The organism is Parasedimentitalea marina (assembly GCF_004006175.1).
GTDB classification, from domain to species: Bacteria; Pseudomonadota; Alphaproteobacteria; order Rhodobacterales; family Rhodobacteraceae; genus Parasedimentitalea; species Parasedimentitalea marina.
The window spans coordinates 3,533,930-3,553,096 of record NZ_CP033219.1 but is presented as its reverse complement, the minus strand read 5'-3'; the positions used below and the strand labels follow the sequence as shown (position 1 = coordinate 3,553,096).

General features: G+C 58.3%; 13 protein-coding genes. 5 read left to right on the top strand and 8 right to left on the bottom strand.

Going from position 1 to position 19,167, the window contains the following annotated elements:
• Nucleotide 1: 1 nt before the first annotated feature.
• The 5 genes from EBB79_RS17080 to xdhA all read right to left on the bottom strand — a co-directional run bounded on the left by EBB79_RS17080 (nucleotide 2) and on the right by xdhA (nucleotide 7,344).
• Complete coding sequence (locus tag EBB79_RS17080) at nucleotides 2–1,084, bottom strand: ABC transporter permease (protein WP_127750010.1); 1,083 nt, start codon at nucleotides 1,082–1,084, stop codon at nucleotides 2–4.
• A gap of 66 nt (nucleotides 1,085–1,150) precedes the next feature.
• A complete protein-coding gene (locus tag EBB79_RS17075; protein WP_127750009.1) occupies nucleotides 1,151–2,668 on the bottom strand; it encodes an ABC transporter ATP-binding protein in 1,518 nt (505 codons plus the stop codon).
• A complete protein-coding gene (xdhC, locus tag EBB79_RS17070; protein ID WP_127750008.1) occupies nucleotides 2,665–3,609 on the bottom strand; it encodes a xanthine dehydrogenase accessory protein XdhC in 945 nt (314 codons plus the stop codon). The genes EBB79_RS17075 and xdhC overlap by 4 nt, the downstream gene beginning before the upstream one ends.
• A complete protein-coding gene (gene xdhB / locus EBB79_RS17065; RefSeq protein WP_127750006.1) occupies nucleotides 3,599–5,968 on the bottom strand; it encodes a xanthine dehydrogenase molybdopterin binding subunit in 2,370 nt (789 codons plus the stop codon). The genes xdhC and xdhB overlap by 11 nt, the downstream gene beginning before the upstream one ends.
• Nucleotides 5,965–7,344, bottom strand: a complete 1,380-nt coding sequence (xdhA, locus tag EBB79_RS17060; protein WP_127750005.1) for a xanthine dehydrogenase small subunit — start codon at nucleotides 7,342–7,344, stop codon at nucleotides 5,965–5,967. Before xdhA ends, xdhB begins: the two co-directional genes overlap by 4 nt.
• Before the next feature lie 355 nt (nucleotides 7,345–7,699).
• Between xdhA and dnaE the strand changes: the two genes are divergently transcribed.
• Complete coding sequence (dnaE, locus tag EBB79_RS17055; protein WP_127750004.1) at nucleotides 7,700–11,212, top strand: DNA polymerase III subunit alpha; 3,513 nt, start codon at nucleotides 7,700–7,702, stop codon at nucleotides 11,210–11,212.
• A gap of 23 nt (nucleotides 11,213–11,235) precedes the next feature.
• On the opposite strand, the gene EBB79_RS17050 is transcribed toward dnaE, so the two are convergent.
• Nucleotides 11,236–11,724, bottom strand: coding sequence for a P-loop NTPase family protein (locus tag EBB79_RS17050; protein ID WP_238704940.1), 489 nt, complete (start codon nucleotides 11,722–11,724; stop codon nucleotides 11,236–11,238).
• Nucleotides 11,725–12,146: 422 nt separating this feature from the next.
• The gene (locus tag EBB79_RS17045) at nucleotides 12,147–12,341 is read right to left on the bottom strand and encodes a SlyX family protein (protein WP_127750002.1); all 195 of its coding nucleotides are present in this window, start codon (nucleotides 12,339–12,341) and stop codon (nucleotides 12,147–12,149) included.
• Nucleotides 12,342–12,576: 235 nt separating this feature from the next.
• Here EBB79_RS17045 and hisS point away from each other — a divergent pair, with 235 nt between their 5' ends.
• The 3 genes from hisS to hisG are packed head-to-tail and all read left to right on the top strand — an operon-like array spanning nucleotide 12,577 to nucleotide 15,853.
• Nucleotides 12,577–14,064: a histidine--tRNA ligase gene (gene hisS, locus EBB79_RS17040; protein WP_127750001.1), complete on the top strand. Its 1,488-nt coding sequence runs from the start codon at nucleotides 12,577–12,579 to the stop codon at nucleotides 14,062–14,064.
• 5 nt (nucleotides 14,065–14,069) lie between these two features.
• Nucleotides 14,070–15,158 carry an ATP phosphoribosyltransferase regulatory subunit gene (locus EBB79_RS17035; RefSeq protein ID WP_127750000.1) on the top strand — a complete coding sequence of 363 codons (1,089 nt, stop codon included), beginning with the start codon at nucleotides 14,070–14,072 and terminating at the stop codon, nucleotides 15,156–15,158.
• Entirely contained in the window at nucleotides 15,155–15,853 is a 699-nt protein-coding gene (gene hisG / locus EBB79_RS17030) for an ATP phosphoribosyltransferase (RefSeq protein ID WP_127749999.1), read from the top strand. The genes EBB79_RS17035 and hisG overlap by 4 nt, the downstream gene beginning before the upstream one ends.
• A gap of 56 nt (nucleotides 15,854–15,909) precedes the next feature.
• Here the strand turns inward: hisG and EBB79_RS17025 are convergent, their stop codons facing one another.
• Nucleotides 15,910–16,341 carry a DUF1489 family protein gene (locus EBB79_RS17025; protein WP_127749998.1) on the bottom strand — a complete coding sequence of 144 codons (432 nt, stop codon included), beginning with the start codon at nucleotides 16,339–16,341 and terminating at the stop codon, nucleotides 15,910–15,912.
• Nucleotides 16,342–16,515: 174 nt separating this feature from the next.
• Between EBB79_RS17025 and EBB79_RS17020 the strand changes: the two genes are divergently transcribed.
• Entirely contained in the window at nucleotides 16,516–18,798 is a 2,283-nt protein-coding gene (locus EBB79_RS17020) for an adenosylcobalamin-dependent ribonucleoside-diphosphate reductase (protein ID WP_127749997.1), read from the top strand.
• Nucleotides 18,799–19,167: the final 369 nt, after the last annotated feature.

Here is a 19,167-nt window from a genome sequence, read left to right as displayed (position 1 = left end):
TTCACGCCACCTCCACTTTGCGCAGGGTCACGCGGAAATTTGTTAATAGGTCCAGCGCCAGCAGGAAGAACAGCAACATGCCCTGAAACACCTGGATTGCTGCCGAAGGCAGGCCGAGATTGGATTGCGCGATGTCACCACCGATGTAGGTCAGCGCCATCAACCCACCGGCCAGCAGAATGCCAACAGGGTGAAGCCGGCCCAGAAAGGCCACGATGATCGCGGTAAAGCCATAGCCAACGTTGAAATCGATGCTGATCTGGCCCGCTGGTCCGGCCACTTCGAACAACCCGGCCAACCCGGCCAATGCGCCGGACATACCCAGGCACAACAGGATCAGTCTGGATGGATTGACCCCGGCAAACTTAGCCGCACGTGGCGCTTCGCCGGTTAAGCGGATGTGGAAACCCAACATATGCCGGTTCAGCAGCACATAGGCAAAGATCACCGCGATCAGCGCCGTCACCACGCCCCAATGCATCCCAGAGCCCGCGATCAATTCGCCGTTAAAGGCACTGGGGTAGTCTTGCAGATTGCGCGATCCGGGAAAGCCAAATCCCTCGGGGTTTTTCAAAAACCGCAGCGAGGCCGAGGCCAGAAGTTGCTCGGCGATATAGACCAGCATCAGCGACACCAGAATCTCGTTGGTACCAAAGCGAACTTTCAGAAAGGCGGGGATCATTGCCCAGGCCCAACCGCCCAACGCGCCGGCAATCACCATCAGTGGGAAGATATACCAGGCTTCATAGGGATAGAACGCCAGTCCAACCGCGGCGCCAATAATGGCGCCCATGATATACTGCCCTTCGGCGCCAATGTTCCAGATCCCGGCTTTAAAGCCAAGGCTCAGACCAATGGCAATCAGCACCAGCGGCGCGCCTTTGACCAGCAGTTGCGGGCGATAGTAAAAGGCAAACTCACCAAACAGCGGTTCCCAGAAAATAGTGCGGATTGCCTCTATCGGATCCTTACCCAATGCGGCAAACAGTACCCCGCCAAAAACCATCGTGGCCAGTACCGCGACCAGCGGCGTCGCCAGCGACCAGGCCCGCGACGGCTGTGGCCGTTTCTCAAGCATGATCATAGTGTGACCCCTTGCTTCATTTTTTTAAAAATACTCTCGCCGAAGGCGAAAATGGGATGTGCCTGCTCAAACATGCGAAACCTCCATGCCGTGCGCTCCGCCCAGCATCAGACCAATTTCATCCACCGTCAGCCCGGCTGCAGCGCGTGGCGCGCTCAACCGGCCTTCGTTCAAGGCGGCAAAATTGTCAGAGATTTCCATCAACTCGTCCAGATCCTGGCTGATGCAGATCACCGCCGCGCCCTTGGCGGCCAGATCCAGCAGCGACTGACGGATGTCAGCCGCCGCAGAGGCATCCACACCCCAGGTCGGTTGGTTCACCACCAGCACATCCGGTTTTTGCAAGACCTCGCGGCCAATCACAAACTTTTGCAAATTGCCCCCAGACAGTGACCGCGCGGCGTTTTCCGGTCCCGGTGTGCGCACATCAAAAGCCTTGATCACGGTCTCGGCGAACTCTTTGGCAGCACCCCAGTTCAGGAACCCTTTGTTTTCCAACTCCTGACGCACGGCGCCGGTCAACATGGCGTTCTCAGTAAGGCTCATGTCTGGGACTGCGGCATGGCCCAGACGTTCCTCTGGTGCAGCCAGAACGCCCAAGCGACGGCGCTCTACCGGCCCGAAATGGCCAATTTCTGCGCCGTGCAGCTTAACCGCATCGGCTTGCGTCGTGGTTTCGCCTGACAAAACATTCAGCAGCTCATCTTGACCGTTACCAGCCACCCCGCCAATGCCCAGCACCTCACCTTTGCGCACCGTCAGGTTGACCTGCTTCAAGGCCGTGCCAAAGGCCGAAGGGGCCGGCACAGACAGATCCGAGATATTCAGCGCCACCTCGCCAAACTCATTGCCGACCCGTTCCGGCGTATGCAGGGTAGAGCCAACCATCAACTCGGCCATCTCGCGGGCCGATGTATCGGCAGGTGTGCATTCGCCAACATTTTTACCCAGTCGCAGGATGGTGGCATGATCACATAAGGTGCGGATCTCTTCCAGCTTGTGACTGATATACAGGATCGAGGTGCCTTCCGAGCGCAGTTTCTGCAGCGTCTGGAACAGGATATCCACCTCTTGCGGCGTCAGAACCGAGGTTGGCTCGTCCATGATCAACAGTTTTGGATCCTGCAGCAGGCAGCGGATGATCTCGACCCGCTGGCGTTCGCCAGCCGACAGGTTGCCAACTGTACGATAGGGATCAAGTGGCAGACCATAGGCCTCTGAGACGTCGCGAATACGCGAGGCCAGATCCTTCATCGCCGGTGGGTTTTCCATGCCCAGGGCGATGTTCTCAGCCACATTCAGCGCGTCAAACAGCGAAAAATGCTGGAACACCATGGCGATGCCGTCGCCGCGCGCAGCGCGCGGTTCCGGTGGCGCATAAGGGACGCCGCGCAGCAGCATCTGTCCGCTGTCCGGTTTCACCAATCCATAGATCATTTTGACCAGCGTCGATTTACCGGCGCCGTTCTCCCCCAACAGGGCGTGGACTTCTCCCTCGCCAATGTCGAACGAGACGGTGTCATTGGCCACGACTCCGGGATAGGCTTTGGTCAGCCCTTGCAGGCTCAGCAATGGAACACTCACGCGCGATGATCCTTTTTCAATTCATTTGAGATGTCACGCCGCAGCAGATATGCCGCAACGCCGACCGCAATCATCTGCGGGTGTTTGCCCAGGGCGGGATCGCCGATTGGGCAGGTGATCCGGCTGATTTGTGCCGGGCTATGTCCCAATGCAGCCAAACGCGACCGAAACCGGGCCCATTTGGTCGCCGAGCCGATCAACCCGGCAAAGCTAAACCCATGGCTCAGCAGGCTGTGACACAGTGCCAGATCCAGAGCATGGGAATAGGTCAGCACCAGATGGTGGGCATTGGCTGGCGCATGCGGCACCAGCAAGGCCGGATCAGCTGCCGGAACCGGTGTCACGCCCTCGGCAATGTGATCGGGAAACCGCTCGGGTGCAGTATCGACCCAGGTGATCGCCAGATCAGGCAGCGGCGACAACACATCAACCAAGGCACGCCCCACATGACCTGCGCCCCAGATCCACAGGGGCACCTGGGCCTGGTGAACCGGCTCAATCATCCAACCTGCGATCAGTTGCGAACCCGGCTGCACGCCCTGGCCCCGTGCTGTCGCCAGCACCCGCTTGACCTCCATCGGAGTAAGCGCGTCGGGACCCGATGACACCGGACGCGCGATTGTCTCGCTGTCCAATGTTGCCAGTCGGGCCGTGTCATAGACCTCGCTCAACAGCTTTACCGCGCCACCACAGCACTGGCCCAGATCAGGGCCAAGCGCATGATGACTTAGGACAGAGTCTTGGACTTGCTTGCGCGCTGCATTGGCGGCTTCAAATTCCAGCGTGCCGCCACCGATGGTGCCGGACTGACCGTCTGACCACACCAGCATCGCCGCCCCAACCTCACGCGGAGACGAGCCGCGGATCTCGGCTATGACAACACGGGTCACCCGACCATGCGTCGCTATGGCCGTTGTCAGACCTTCCAGATTAAACCCCATCCCGGACCCTCCGGATCGCCGACCACAGCTGTTCTGCAGTGGCTGGCGCATCCAGCGCCGGATAGGTATCGCCAAATTCAGATACCGCATGGCTCAGCGCCAAATATGCTGAAATGCCAAGGTTGAATGGCGGCTCACCGACGGCTTTAGAGCGATAAATACTGTCCTCGCGGTTCTGGCCGTCCCAGAGATCAACGTTGAACACATCCGGACGATCCGAACAGGCCGGGATCTTGTAGGTCGAGGGCGCATGGGTTTTCAGATGGCCCTTACCGTCCCAAACCAGCTCTTCCGTGGTCAGCCAGCCGGCCCCCTGCACATAGGCGCCCTCAACCTGACCAATATCCAGATCAGGGTTCAGCGAGGACCCGGCATCATGCAGAATGTCGCAGCGCAAAATCCGGTTTTCACCACTCAGACGGTCCACCACCACTTCGGTCAGCGCGGCGCCATAGGCAAAGTAAAAGAATGGCCGACCCTGACCTTTGATCCGGTCCCATTCCACTTTAGGTGTTTTGTAGAACCCGGTCGCCGACAGGCTGATGCGGCCCTGATAACACTGCGCGGCGGCCTCCTCAAACGTCAGCACCTCCTCGCCAACATGGATTTTGCCATCTTCAAACCGCACCGATGCGGCGTCACACTGGTGACGCTGCGCCAGAAACATGGCCATGCGCTCGCGCAGAGTATCACAGGCGGCCTTCACAGCCATACCATTCATATCCGCCCCGGATGAGGCCGCCGTTGCCGAGGTATTGGGCACTTTGGCGGTATCGGTGGCGGTGATCTTCACCAGATCCATGCCAACTCCAAACCGTGAGGCCGCCACCTGCGCCACTTTTTGGAACAACCCTTGTCCCATCTCGGTGCCGCCATGATTCAAGTGGATCGATCCATCCTGATAGACATGCACCAGCGCCCCGGCTTGGTTCAGATGCGTCAGCGTAAAGGATATGCCAAACTTGACCGGCGAAAACCCAATGCCACGCTTCAGACGGTCTTGCCCTTTGTTCCACGCCGCAATCTCAGCCCTGCGCGCCACATAATCAGAACTCTCCAGCAACTGGTCCGTCATCCCATGCAGTTCAAAATCAGTGACCTCCATGCCGTAAGGCGTGGTGTTGTCCTTCATCTTTTCCGAAATACTCCGGGGGGTTTGGGGGGCAGCGCCCCCCTGTTCCCGTTCCGCCGGCGCATCATAATAATTCACCCGCCGCACGTCGACCGGATCCAGCCCCAGATCATGGGCAATATGATCCATCACCCGCTCAATCCCGACGATGCCCTGAGGCCCCCCAAAGCCACGATAGGCTGTGGCACTTTGGGTGTTGGTCTTAAGGCGATGGCTCTCAATGCGGATCGCCGGAATAGCATATGCATTGTCCGCATGCAGCATGGCGCGATCGGCCACTGGCAGCGACAGGTCCTGGGCCCAGCCACAGCGCACCAGATGGGTGAACTCGACCCCGTGCAAAGACCCGTCCTCACCAAAGCCGGCGCGATAAGAAATGCGGAAATCATGCCGCTTGCCAGTGATCACCATGTCGTCGTCGCGATCATAGCGCATCTTGCAGGGCTTGCCGGTGGCGCGGGCCGCAATTGCACAAGACACCGCCAGTGCGTTGCCTTGACTTTCCTTGCCGCCAAATCCACCCCCCATGCGACGGATCTCGACCCGCACGGCGTGCATCGGCATGCCAATGGCTTCAGCCACCTTGTGCTGGATCTCGGTCGGATGCTGGGTTGAGCTGGTCACCAGCATATCGCCAGCTTCCTGCGGTAGTGCCAAGGCAGCCTGACCTTCCAGGTAGAAATGCTCTTGTCCGCCCAGTTCCATCACCCCTTCGACGGTATGCGCCGCCGCTGAGATGGCAGCACTGGCATCTCCCTTGTGGTAAATCCGCGGGCCATCCTCGAAACGACTATCGGCCTGCATGGCCTGATCTACTGTCAGAATCGGGGTCTCTTCGGCGTAGTCAATAGTCCCTTTGCGCGCCGCGACGCGGGCCGCGCGATGGCTGGTCGCCACCACCAGAAACAGCGGTTGCCCGACATAATGCACGGTGCCGTCTGACAGCAGCGGCTCATCGTGGATCGAGGGCGAGACGTCATTGGTAAAGGGCAGGTCCTGCGCCACCATCACCTGTACGACACCAGCACTGGCCCGCACTGCGTCCAGATCCATCGAGGTGATCCGCCCCTTGGCAATGGTCGATGTCCCAAAGGCCAGGTGCAGGCAGCCTGCGGGCATTGGGATGTCGTCCACATAGCGGGCCGAGCCGGTCACATGCAGCCTGGCCGCATCGTGGGGCAGGGGCTTGGCAACGGGGCCGGTGTTGGTTTGCGACAATTGACTCATAGCGCCACCTCCAACACCGAAACCGTCTCGCCGTTCAGCTCGGCATAATAACGCGCCAGCAGGTTGCGGGCACTTTCCAGCCGGTACAGGGCTGAGGCCCGCATGTCGCTCATTGGGGTGAAGTCCTTGTCAAACGCGGCCCCGGCTGCGGTGATGGTATCCGGGGTCCAGGGCTGGCCCATCAGCGCGGCCTCAAGATGCGAGGCGCGTTTCGGAGTGGCAGCCATGCCGCCAAAGGCAATGCGGGCCTCGGTGACAATGCCATCTACGGTGGTCACGTTGAAGGCGCCCAACACGGCTGAAATATCCTGATCAAACCGCTTGGACAGCTTGTAAACGCGTAGAGTGTCGGGTTGACGGGCAAAACTCACCGCCTCGACAAACTCGCCGGGTTGGCGATCCTGCTTGCCATAATCAACAAAGAAATCTTCCAGCGGCAGTGACCGTCGGGTGTCTCCCTTGCGCAGATGCAAGGTTGCACCCAGCGCGATCAGCGCGGGCGGGTTGTCCCCGATGGGTGATCCATTGGCGATATTGCCACCCACGGTGGCGGCCGCACGGACCTGCTGACTGGCATAACGGCGGATCATTTCACCATAGGACGGATGCAGCGGCGCAATCGCGTCGCGCATGGCGTTCATATCGACCATGGCGCCCAGTCGAACCTCGTTATCGGTGATATCGATCTGCTTCAGGTCGGCGCATCCCTCAAGAAAGATGACATCGCCCAGATCCCGCAGGCCCTTAGTCACCCAGAGCGCCACATCCGTGGCCCCAGCCACCAGAACCGCATCAGGGTTTTGCGCATAGACCGCGGCCAGCTCATCACTTGAGCGGGGGGCAAAGGGTGTGGGGTTCTGCGCCGCAGGCGCGGGTTCACGCACCACTGTTTCTTTAGTGATCCAGACAGGAACCGGTTGTTCCTCTACCGCCTCGGCGGCACGGATGATGGGCGCATAGCCGGTGCAGCGGCACAGGTTACCAGCCATCTGAACGTCGTGATCCGTGGCCCCATTCGTGTGTGCGGTGACCATCGACATCACAAAGCCGGGCGTGCAAAATCCGCATTGCGATCCGTGATGGGTGATCATCGCCTGTTGCACTGGGTGCAAGGTGCCGTCTGGCCCACTGACACCTTCAACCGTGTGAATGACCTTGCCGTTTAGCTGCGGCAGGAACAACAGGCAGGCATTCAAAGCCTTAGAGCCACGATCATCAGTCACCATCACCGAACAAGCACCGCAATCGCCTTCGTTGCAGCCTTCTTTGGTACCGGTCAAAAACCGGTCATCGCGCAGCCAGTCCAGCAGTGTTGCCGTTGGCGAAACGCCCGAAAGCGTGACCTCTTCACCGTTTAGATGAAAGGTGATTTCCATTGTTGAAACCCATCGCGTTACTGTTTTTGCCGATACTGCCCTTCTCCGATGCGACGTAGAAGAAGTGGCGGGCATTGTCGCTTGCTGTCCTTAGCCTAGAAAGCGGATCCTTGGTCTGGCAAGGAAAACTCATTCTGCACTGCAGTATTTCTAAGTGAATTGATGTGTTGAAAAGTCCAGTTTTCCGGGTGTTCTCTTTGAACTTCAGTGCCTTGACATGATTCCTGTAGTTAACAGCTCTATAACACTTTCAAGAAAAACGGAATAATGAAGAGCGATATTCTGTCGAAAGAGTGGTCTGCTCGCCCAGATAATCAGCTTTCACACCGCCGCTGCAATGGGCTAGTTTGCCAATATGACCCAATCTCCCCGATTCATTCACCTGCGCACCCACACTGAATATTCCCTTCTGGAGGGTGCACTGCGGCTGAAAAAGCTGCCGGATCTCTGCAAGGCTGCAGAGATGCCGGCCATTGCAGTTACCGATACCAATAACATGTTCTCGGCACTGGAGTTTTCCGTCACGCTGTCTGGCGCCGGCGTCCAGCCCATCTTGGGTTGCCAGGTGGATATGACCTATCAGCAGGCCGCCCCGGGCGAAAAGCCAAGGACCCCAGCCTCATTGGTGCTGCTGGCGCAGTCCGAAGTTGGGTATGAAAACCTGATGAAGCTGAACTCTTGTCTGTACCTGGACAAGGGGCACCAGTTGCCGCAGGTGACAATTGACGAGCTGGAACAATACTCTGCCGGCTTGATCTGTCTGACCGGTGGTCCCAATGGCCCGATTGGTCTGTTGCTACAGCAGGGTCAACTCCCGGCTGCGCAAGAGATGATGCAACGGCTCAAATCGATTTTCCCCGACCGGCTGTATGTTGAATTGCAACGTCACCCGGGGGAAGGCGGTCAGCCCGAGGCTGAAAAGACCACCGAACGCGGCCATATCGAAATGGCCTATGCGATGGATCTGCCCCTTGTCGCGACCAATGACGTCTATTTCCCCAAAACCGAAATGTACGAGGCGCATGATGCGCTGATCTGTATTTCAGAGGGCGCTTATGTCGATCAGGCCGAAGGCCGCCGCCGCCTGACTGCGCAGCATTACTTCAAAAGCCAGCAGGAAATGGTAACCCTGTTTGCTGACCTGCCCGAAGCCATTGAGAATACGGTTGAGATCGCCAAGCGCTGCGCCTTTATGGCTTATCGGCGCGATCCAATCCTGCCCAAGTTCGCCGATGACGAGGTTGCCGAGCTGCGCCGTCAGGCCAACGAGGGCTTGCAGGCCCGGCTGGCGGTGATCCCCCATGCGGTGACTGTTGAAGAGTACCAGAAACGGCTGGATTTTGAGCTCGACATTATCGAGGGCATGGGTTTCCCCGGATATTTCCTGATTGTTGCCGACTTCATCCACTGGGGTAAGGAACAGGGCATTCCGGTTGGGCCGGGGCGGGGGTCGGGTGCGGGGTCACTGGTGGCCTATGCGCTGACGGTGACCGACTTGGATCCGCTGCGCTATTCGTTGCTGTTTGAGCGTTTCCTGAACCCGGAACGGGTGTCGATGCCCGACTTCGATATCGATTTTTGCATGGACCGCCGCGAAGAGGTGATCCGCTATGTGCAGCAGAAATATGGCCGTGACCGGGTGGGCCAGATCATCACCTTTGGTGCGCTGTTGTCCAAGGCGGCGGTGCGCGACATTGGCCGGGTGCTGCAGATGCCATACGGGCAGGTGGACCGTCTGTCCAAGCTGATCCCTGTTGAGGGCGTCAAGCCGATGTCGATTGCCGACAGCCTGAAGGAAGAACCTCGCCTGCGCGAAGAGGCCCGCAACGAAGAGGTTGTGGATCGGTTGTTGACCTATGGCCAGCAGGTCGAAGGGTTGCTGCGCAATGCCTCGACCCACGCGGCGGGGGTGGTGATTGGAGACCGGCCCATTGACGAGCTGGTACCGCTGTATCAGGACCCGCGCTCTGACATGCCGGCAACCCAGTTCAACATGAAATGGGTGGAACAGGCCGGTCTGGTCAAGTTTGACTTTCTGGGTCTGAAAACACTGACCGTGATTCAAAGTGCGGTGGACCTGATCAAGGGCGAGGGGCGCGATCTGCATATCGCAGCGGACGGCACTCAGCTGTATGATCCACCGACAGGCGCAGTGAACGAGATCAACGCCATCCCACTGGACGATATTCCCACCTATAAACTCTATGCAGCCGCCAAAACGGTGGCCGTGTTCCAGGTGGAATCCAGCGGCATGATGGATGCGCTGAAGCGGATGAAGCCCAACTGCATCGAGGACATCGTGGCGCTGGTGGCGCTGTATCGTCCCGGCCCGATGGAGAACATTCCGACCTATTGTGAGGTCAAGAACGGGCTCAAGGAAATTGAATCCGTGCACCCGTTGATCGACCATCTGCTGGCCGAAACTCAGGGCATCATCATCTACCAGGAACAGGTGATGCAGATTGCTCAGGTGATGGCGGGTTATAGCCTGGGCGGCGCGGATCTGCTGCGCCGGGCGATGGGTAAGAAGATCAAAGAGGCGATGGACGCCGAGCGGCCTAAATTTGAAAAAGGTGCTGCCGAAAATGGCGTGCCGCCGAAAAAGGCCTCGGAAGTTTTCGACCTTTTGGAAAAATTCGCCAACTACGGCTTCAACAAAAGCCACGCGGCGGCTTATGCGGTGGTATCCTACCAAACTGGCTGGCTAAAGGCGAACCACCCGGTAGAATTCATGGGCGGGGTGATGAATTGCGATATCCACCTCACTGATAAGCTGGCGGTCTACTTTGAAGAGGTCAGAAAGGGGCTGGGCCTACCCTATGTGCCGCCCTGCGTGAACCGCTCTGATGCGATGTTCAACGTGGTCAACGGCGAGCTGGTCTATGCGCTGGGCGCGTTGAAAAACGTCGGCGTCGAGGCGATGAAGCTGGTGACGGCGGCCCGTCGCGCGGATGGTGGTGACCGGCCCTTTGTGAACCTGTTTGATTTTGCCCGCCGGGTGGATTTGAAAAAGGTTGGCAAACGGCCGCTTGAAATGCTGGCGCGGGCTGGCGGGTTTGATCAGTTAGATCCAAACCGCCGCCGGGTGTTTGACAGTCTGGAGCCCTTGGTCGGCTACTCGTCTGCGATCCATGAACAGAAGAATTCCAATCAGGTGTCGCTATTTGGCGATGCCGGCGAGGATCTGCCAGAACCCCGTCTGTCCGGCACCCCGGACTGGTTGCCCGCTGAACGGTTGAGCGAGGAATTCAAGGCGATTGGCTTTTACCTGTCTGGTCACCCGCTGGACGACTATATGCCCGCGCTGAAACGCAAAGGCGCGATGACCCTGGACGAGGTGATGGAGAAAGCCCGGCGTGGTCCGTTTCTGGCCAAGATGGCAGGTGTTGTGGCCGGTCGGCAGGAACGTAAATCGGCGCGCGGCAACCGGTTTGCCTTTGCCCAACTGTCGGACACCACCGGCGGCTTTGAGGTGACGCTGTTTTCCGAAGCGCTAGAGAAAAGCCGCGAACATCTGGAGACCGGCGCCAAGGTGGTGCTGACGGCCGAGGCCACGATGGAAAGCGACCAGCTGAAGCTACTGGCGCGGTCTGTTGGTCCAATTGACGCCGCCGTGGCCGATGCGGGCAACAGCAGCCTGAGGGTTTACATCACCGAGGCGGCAGCGGTGTCGACTGTGGCCACAGTGCTGGAAGAAGCCCGCGCCGCCGCCAAAAACGCCAGCCGTGGCGAGGTGCTGATGTATCTGCAGGACCCGACATTACCGGGCGATGTTGAGCTGGATCTGGGCCAGTATTTCCCCATCAACCCGCAGATCAAGGGCGCGATTAAGTCACTTGATGGCGTGCTGGACGTTGAGGAGATTTAAGGGCGGCTGGTAGACGTTGTTTTTCAGGGCGCGCTTCCCAGCCATTTTCCTACAAGGCCTTCGATGCTTTTCGCGTCCCGGCAATGCCATTTTTCAAGGTGTTCAGTGTTTTGAAATACGTCGGAGAAGTATGATTGAAACTTTGATTTGTTCTTGAGGCTGCGTATTGCAAATCTATATTGCTGTATCGGCCAGTCGTCGTTTCCAGGTGGGAGTTCTGGGCGCGTTTTGCCTATAGATCTCCAGGGTCTGATCGTTAGCCGCCATGCCCGAACAACCTCAGATGGGTCCAACCAAACCAAACTGTCAGCTCTTGCAATCGCTTGTGGTAACATGCTCGGGCCGCCTTCTAATATCCAAGCGTCCCCTTTGAGCTTATCATCCAATGACGAAATGATTTCAGGACGAGGCCGCTGTTGCCAGTCTGTTTTGAGTTTAAGTGAGTCGAAGGAAACAATCGGAATTTCGGGGCGAATAATTGCCAGTCTTGCGGCAAGGTGGCTTTTACCCACACCATTCGCTCCTGTGATAATAAGTCTTTGCACGACTAACCTTCTGATTGATCTGGCAATATGACTGCGTGCTATAGTGGTGCGTGTCAATCATAGAATAAGCCGGGTCCTAGTCACCTATGGAGCAACCCCAATATGTGTTAAGGGCCGCGGCTGACCTTGGGGAGGTGCAAAGCGCCTTCCCGCGGGGAAGGTCAGGCGCGACCCGGCGGTGCCGGGCGGAGACTTAATAAGGAAGATATGTGCGAAAATTTTTGGCGACGCTAAGTTTGTTTATACTTCAGTCTTGGCTGTCCACAGCTTACATCATGAAACAGCTGGAGTATCTTACAGCTGATCCCGAGCGTTGCGATCCTGAATGGGAGGCGCTTTGCATCCACCCAGGTCCAGCGCTGCGCTCTGTTTCGTCGCGGCCTGCAAGATCAATAATGCGGCGGGCGTTCGTTGCCAAAGGTGGCGCTGCCGCCGGTGTCCTGATCACGGGTGGCCTCGCGTTGCATCAGCATCTGCACCCGGCGGGTCAGAGTGGCGATCTCGGCCTGTTGGCGGGCCACGACGTCGCTTAGATCCTCGACTGTGCGGGTCAGGTGGGCGATTTGTTCTTCGAGGTTCTGCATGGGGCTCTCCTGCCGGTGTTGAGGGTGTCATAGGACCTAGAAGTGGCTTGGTCCATGGGGCTACAGGGTAGATTGCCGGTTTTTGGCAAACCGGCATGCCTCCGGCGGGGATATTTTTAGCCAGATGAAGCGCGGACCGGGGTAATGACAGTGAGGCGATGCCCCCTATTGCTTGCTCCTGTTACTTGCATCGGATAGATCCCGCGCGACAACATTCCCAAAGGGACCATGACCGATGGCCAAGCTAAAGAAAGCTCCCCGCCCCAAGGCACAGACGCCTAAGGGCTTTCGCGACTATTTTGGAGCTGAGGTAACTCAACGCACCGAAATGCTGCAGGCGATTGCCGGGGTCTACCATCGGTATGGATTTGAAGCGCTGGAAAGCGCTGCCGTGGAAACGGTTGAGGCCCTGGGCAAGTTTTTGCCGGATGTGGACCGCCCCAACGAGGGCGTGTTTGCCTGGCAGGAGTTTGACGAGAAAGATAATGGCGACTGGATGGCGCTGCGCTATGATCTGACAGCGCCGCTGGCGCGGGTTTATGCACAGCACCGTAATGATCTGCCGACACCCTATCGCCGCTTTGCGATGGGCCCCGTCTGGCGCAACGAAAAGCCAGGGCCAGGGCGGTACCGTCAGTTTTATCAGTGTGATGCGGATACGGTTGGAACCGCGTCTATGGCGGCGGACGCCGAGATCTGCGCGATGCTGTCTGACACGCTGGAGGCCGTCGGCATTGCCCGCGGTGACTATCTGGTGCGGGTCAACAACCGCAAGGTTTTGAACGGGGTACTGGAGGCCATGGGGCTGGCCGAGGGCGACGGGGCGCGTGACAATGTGCTGCGCACCATCGACAAGTTCGACAAGGTTGGCGAGGCTGGAGTGCGGCAACTGCTGACCAAGGGGCGGTTGGATGCCTCTGGTGCTTATATCGACGGCGTTGGTCTGTCAGAGGAGCAGGCCGAACCGGTGATCGCTTTCCTGACCTCTAAGGCGGCGGATGCGGCTGGAACTCTGGCTAACCTGCGGGCTGCCGTGGGGGACAGCAAGGTTGGCGCTGAAGGTATTGCCGAGTTGGAACAGATCGGCGCTTTGCTGGCGGCTGGTGGCTATGGTCCGGACCGGATTGAGATTGACCCCTCGGTGGTGCGTGGTCTGGGCTATTACACCGGCCCGGTTTACGAGGCAGAACTGACCTTTGAGATCCTGGATGAGAAGGGCCGCAAGCGGCAATTCGGATCTGTTGCGGGTGGCGGTCGCTATGATGATCTGGTTAAGCGGTTCACCGGGCAGGAAGTGCCCGCGACGGGCGTCTCGATTGGTGTGGATCGCCTGCTGGCGGCGCTGCGCGAAAAGGGACGGATCGCGGCGGATCCCAAGGGGCCGGTCGTGGTGACCGTGATGGATAAGGCACGGATGGCGGATTATCAGGCCATGGTGGCCGAGCTGCGCAATGCAGGTATTCGGGCCGAGGTTTATCTGGGCAACCCTAAGAACTTTGGCAACCAGCTGAAATATGCGGACAAGCGGAACTCACCGGTGGCCGTGATCGAAGGTGGTGACGAAAAGGACAAGGGTGTGGTGCAGCTCAAAGACCTGATCCTAGGCGCCAAGATTGCTGAAAACGCCACGCTGGAGGAATGGAAAACCCGTCCCAGCCAGTTTGAGGTGCCGCGCGATCAGCTGGTCGCACGGGTGCGTGAAATTCTCGACGGGCAGGACTGATACAAATGCTAGATCGTTCTGATATCCGCCTGCGTGCTGCGCAGTTGCGGAGCAATTTCGAAGAGGCAGGTGCGCTGGTGGTGGATCCACCATTGCTGCAGCCTGCCGGCCTATTGCTGGACCTTTACGGCGAGGACATTCGGGCGCGTGCCTATGTGACCTCGGATGGCTTGCGCGGCGAGCAGATGCTGCGCCCGGATTTTACCGTGCCCGTGGTGCAGATGCATATGCGTGAGGGGGCTGACCCCGCACGCTATACCTATGCAGGCGAGGTGTTTCGGCGTCAGGAGCATGATCCTGATCGCGCCAATGAATACGTCCAGGTCGGCTACGAGATCTTTGATCGCGACAATTCCGCAGCGGCGGACGCCGAGGTGTTTGCATTGATGGCCAAGAGCGTCGCCGGGCTGGGGCTGCGTGCCGCAACCGGTGATATCGGCATTCTGATGGCAGCAGTTCAGGGTCTGAATACGACGGCGCGCCGCAAGGTGGCCCTGATGCGTCACATCTGGCGGCCACGGCGGTTCCGGGCATTGCTGGACCGTTATGCGCACCGGGTGCCGGTGCCGCAGTCGCGTCAGGCACTGCTGTCGACGGACGGTGTGCTGACCGGAACAGATGCCGAAATCGGCAAACGCAGCCGTGCTGAAATCGACGACCGCATCCAGGCGCTGCGCGAGGATGCCGCCGCCCCACCGATTGCCGAGAATGAGTTGCTGGCACTGGAGGCCTTGATGGCGGTGCGCGAAACCGTTCCCTATGCGTTGGAACAGCTGCGTGATATTGCGGTTGACCTGCCGCCGATCACACCTGCGTTGGATCGTCTCGAAGCGCGCTCTGCCGCATTGGCGGCGCGTGGCGTTGATGTCGAACATCTTGACTTTGAGGTCTCGTATGGACGCACGTCGATGGAATACTACGACGGGTTTGTCTTTGGCTTTTACGCGGAAACGCGCCCGGACCTGCCGCCCATTGCCAGTGGTGGGCGCTATGATGCGCTGACCCGTCGATTGGGGCAGGGGGCTGAAATCCCCGCCGTTGGCGCCGTGTTGCGCCCGGATCTGATGTTGTTGTTAGAGGAGGCACAGTCATGAGCCTCAAACTGGGAGTGCCGTCCAAGGGGCGGTTGATGGAGAAGACCTTTAACTGGTTTGATAAGCGCGGCGTGACCTTGTCGCGGACCGGGTCGGACCGGGAATATGCCGGTCGGGTCGAAGGTGTGGACGGTGTAGAACTGGTGCTGCTCTCGGCGGGCGAGATCCCGCGTGAACTGGCTGCGGGCCGTATTCATCTGGGCGTCACCGGGACCGATCTGGTGCACGAGAAACTGCCGCGTTGGGAACAGCAGGTCGAGCAGATCGAGCCGATGGGCTTTGGTCAGGCCGATTTGGTTCTGGCAGTGCCACAGTCCTGGATCGATGTGGATACCCTGGATGATCTGGATGCGGTGGCCGCAGCCTTTCGCCGACAACACGGGCACCGGTTGCGGATCGCCACCAAATACCACCGGCTGGTGCGTGAATTCCTGACGGATGGCGGCGTGGCTGACTATCAGCTGGTCGACAGTCAGGGCGCGACCGAAGGCACGGTCAAGAACGAGACCGCGGAAATGGTGGCGGATATCACCTCGACCGGGGATACCCTGCGTGCCAATCACCTGAAAATCATGAGCGATGGACCGGTGCTGAAATCACAGGCAACCCTGTGGCGAAGCCGTACGGCCAGTATGTCGGCCGAGGAAAAGGTATCCCTGAAGCAGATGCTGGCCTTATTGCGCGGCGAAGCCTAGGCGCATCACCAATACGAAAGGTACCGGAGGCTTTAAACTTCCGGTACCTGCACAGGTCAGATCACACCGATTTCTGCCAGCGCCTGATTTAATTCCGGGGGTAGTGTGTCGTCACTGGTCTGCCCCTCACGTAAGTCAGGTGGGCTGTCTTCGGGCTTTAGATAGCGCCAGCCCTGAAACGGGCGACGCAGCGCGTTCTGGGTGCGGTGGACCTCGGGGTCCAGCACAAATGCGCAGCGGCGAATTCCGTCTTCTCCGATAACTTCGTCAAAGCGCAGGATGCGTTGGCGGCACTGAACGGCCCCCTTGATCACCCAATAGATTGAGCCACCGGCGATAATTTCCGCCTCGCGTTTTGGCCACATACGGGTAACATGACGCGCCAAACCATCAGATGATTGTGCACGGCGCATCTCTTGCCAGTCCATCAGAGTTTCGACGTTTTCCGAACCAACGGAAAGTTTGATCAAGTTTGTAAAGTTATCCACCAGTCGTCCACAGAGTCGTCCATAGGGTCAGCATATTGTAGTCGTTATCTGGGCAGTAACAAGGTATTGTGGTACACTGTCCAAAAAATCGTGGCGCACCGGACGATTCCAAGTTGAGATCTACGCCTCGTATGTTGTACCAGATCGCTACTCTAGCCAAAAGGGATTCGCTACATGAGCCGCTTTGCTGCCCCCATCGCCGCACAGATCTGGGATATGAAATATCGCTTCAAGGAGGCCGATGGCACGCCCATTGATGCCACCGTCGAAGACAGCTGGCGCCGTATCGCCCGCGATCTGGCCAAGGTGGAGAAAGACCCAGCGGCTTGGGAGGACAAGTTCTACGCAGCCCTCGAAGATTTCAAATACCTTCCGGCCGGCCGGATCACCGCAGGGGCGGGGACCGCACGTCAGGTGACGCTGTTCAATTGTTTTGTGATGGGTACCATCCCTGACAGCATGTCCGGTATTTTCGACATGCTGAAAGAGGCCGCACTGACCATGCAGCAGGGCGGTGGCATTGGCTATGATTTCTCATCCGTGCGGCCACGTGGCGCGGATGTCAAAGGTGTGGCGGCAGATGCCTCGGGGCCGCTGTCGTTCATGGATGTCTGGGATTCGATGTGCCGCACCATCATGTCAGCCGGATCGCGTCGCGGCGCGATGATGGCCACCATGCGCTGCGATCATCCCGATATCGAGCAATTTATCACTGCGAAATCCGACGCAGCCCGCCTGCGCATGTTCAACATGTCGGTGCTGATCACGGATGATTTCATGGACGCGGTCAAGGCCGACGGTTCGTGGGAGCTGGTGTTTGACGGCCGGATTTATCACACGATACAGGCGCGTGATCTGTGGAACAAGATCATGCAGGCCACCTATGATTTTGCCGAACCGGGGGTGATTTTCATCGACCGGATCAACAAGGCCAACAACCTGAACTATATCGAGAACATCTCGGCCACCAACCCCTGCGGTGAACAACCCCTGCCACCCTATGGCGCCTGTTTGCTGGGGTCGATCAACATGGCTCGTCTGGTCACTAAGCCGTTTGAGGCTGGCGCTGAGATGGACGTGTCAGTGATGACTGAACTGGTCGCCACCGCCGTGCGGATGATGGACAATGTGGTGGATGCCTCAAACTTTCCACTGCCCGAACAGCGTGCCGAGGCGCAGGCCAAGCGCCGCATCGGGTTGGGGGTTACAGGTCTGGCTGATGCCTTGCTGATGATGGGTCTGCGCTATGGGTCTGACCAAGCGGCGCGTCAAACCGAAGCCTGGCTGAAAGCGATCGCCCGCGCCGCCTATCTGGCGTCGGTGGATTTGGCCAAGGAAAAAGGCGCGTTCCCGCTGTTTGAAGCTGAGCCTTACCTGGCATCCGGTACCATGATGACAATGGACGAAGATGTGCGCGAGGCCGTGCGCACCCACGGTATCCGCAACGCCTTGCTGACCTCAATCGCACCCACCGGCACTATCTCGCTGTATGCCGGCAATGTCAGCTCTGGCATCGAACCGGTGTTTGCCTATGCCTATACCCGCAAGGTTCTGCAAAAAGACGGCAGCCGCACCGAAGAGGAAGTGGTCGATTACGCCGTGCAGATGTGGCGTGACAAGTTTGGCGACAAAGAGCTGCCCGACTATTTTGTCAACGCGCAAACATTGGCTCCCTCAGAGCATGTGAAAATGCAGGCCGCGGCGCAGAAATGGATCGACAGCTCGATCTCGAAGACCATCAACTGCCCGGAAGATATCAGCTTTGACGAATTCAAAGAGGTCTATATGCAGGCCTGGGATCAGGGATGCAAAGGCTGTACCACCTACCGGCCCAATGACGTGACCGGCTCAGTTCTGACGGTCAGCGAAAGCGCGGATCAGGTCCCTGGTGAAACGGCAGATGCTCCGCAGGTCAGCAATGGAGCGGAAGTGGTCTACATGTCCGAGCCGCTGGACCGTCCGCAAAGCCTGGAGGGTCACACTTACAAGCTGAAGTGGCCCGACAGCGAGCATGCGATTTACCTGACCATCAATGATATCTTACTGAATGGTCATCGCCGTCCGTTTGAGGTCTTCATCAACTCCAAGAACATGGAGCATTACGCCTGGACGCTGGCGCTGACCCGGATGATTTCGGCGGTGTTCCGTCGGGGCGGCGATGTGTCGTTTGTGGTGGAAGAGCTGAAAGCTGTGTTTGATCCGCGCGGCGGTGCCTGGGTTCAGGGCAAGTACATCCCCTCGATTCTGGCAGCCATTGGCGGTGTGATCGAAACCCATATGATCAACACTGGCTTTATCGATGGAGAGGGCATGGGGCTGAAAACGGACCCCACTGCAGAAGTGGTGGCCTTAGGTACGCCAAGGGGCAAAGCCTGCCCCAGCTGTGGTCAATATGACCTGCAGATGGTCGAAGGCTGCATGACTTGCCGCAGTTGCGGACATTCTAAGTGTGGCTAGGGATCCGTTTGGGCAATAGTGTTAAACCATGCATAAATCGTCCAAACGAGTGAGTTAAGCCGGTTTTTACAGGCGTAAAACGCCCAAAATTTCGCGAACCCTTGTTTACTGGGGTTCGCGAACATCGTGAAACAGTGTTTTGCGAGAGCGCATAACCCTTAGTGCCAATCCTGCTGACCTTGACTGAATTTTGGTTTCGATCATTCTTTCTGCATTGAATTCGAACCCACTTCGGGAAAACCAGAATGTCATCAGTAACCGACCCAATTGATGACGTAGATATTGAGCAGTTTTTGAAGCTCTGTGATCGCTTGTCTGCCTTCTTGCTCCAAACAAGAAAACGAAATCTGGCGCGGGCTCTTGTGGGAG

Excerpts from the sequence above, each read along its gene's own strand:
- EBB79_RS17080 (WP_127750010.1), bottom strand. The coding sequence starts at position 1,084 with ATGATCATGCTTGAGAAACGGCCACAGCCGTCGCGGGCCTGGTCGCTG.
- xdhC (WP_127750008.1), bottom strand. The coding sequence starts at position 3,609 with ATGGGGTTTAATCTGGAAGGTCTGACAACGGCCATAGCGACGCATGGT.
- xdhB (WP_127750006.1), bottom strand. The coding sequence starts at position 5,968 with ATGAGTCAATTGTCGCAAACCAACACCGGCCCCGTTGCCAAGCCCCTG.
- xdhA (WP_127750005.1), bottom strand. The coding sequence starts at position 7,344 with ATGGAAATCACCTTTCATCTAAACGGTGAAGAGGTCACGCTTTCGGGC.
- dnaE (WP_127750004.1), top strand. The coding sequence starts at position 7,700 with ATGACCCAATCTCCCCGATTCATTCACCTGCGCACCCACACTGAATAT.
- EBB79_RS17045 (WP_127750002.1), bottom strand. The coding sequence starts at position 12,341 with ATGCAGAACCTCGAAGAACAAATCGCCCACCTGACCCGCACAGTCGAG.
- hisS (WP_127750001.1), top strand. The coding sequence starts at position 12,577 with ATGGCCAAGCTAAAGAAAGCTCCCCGCCCCAAGGCACAGACGCCTAAG.
- EBB79_RS17035 (WP_127750000.1), top strand. The coding sequence starts at position 14,070 with ATGCTAGATCGTTCTGATATCCGCCTGCGTGCTGCGCAGTTGCGGAGC.
- hisG (WP_127749999.1), top strand. The coding sequence starts at position 15,155 with ATGAGCCTCAAACTGGGAGTGCCGTCCAAGGGGCGGTTGATGGAGAAG.
- EBB79_RS17020 (WP_127749997.1), top strand. The coding sequence starts at position 16,516 with ATGAGCCGCTTTGCTGCCCCCATCGCCGCACAGATCTGGGATATGAAA.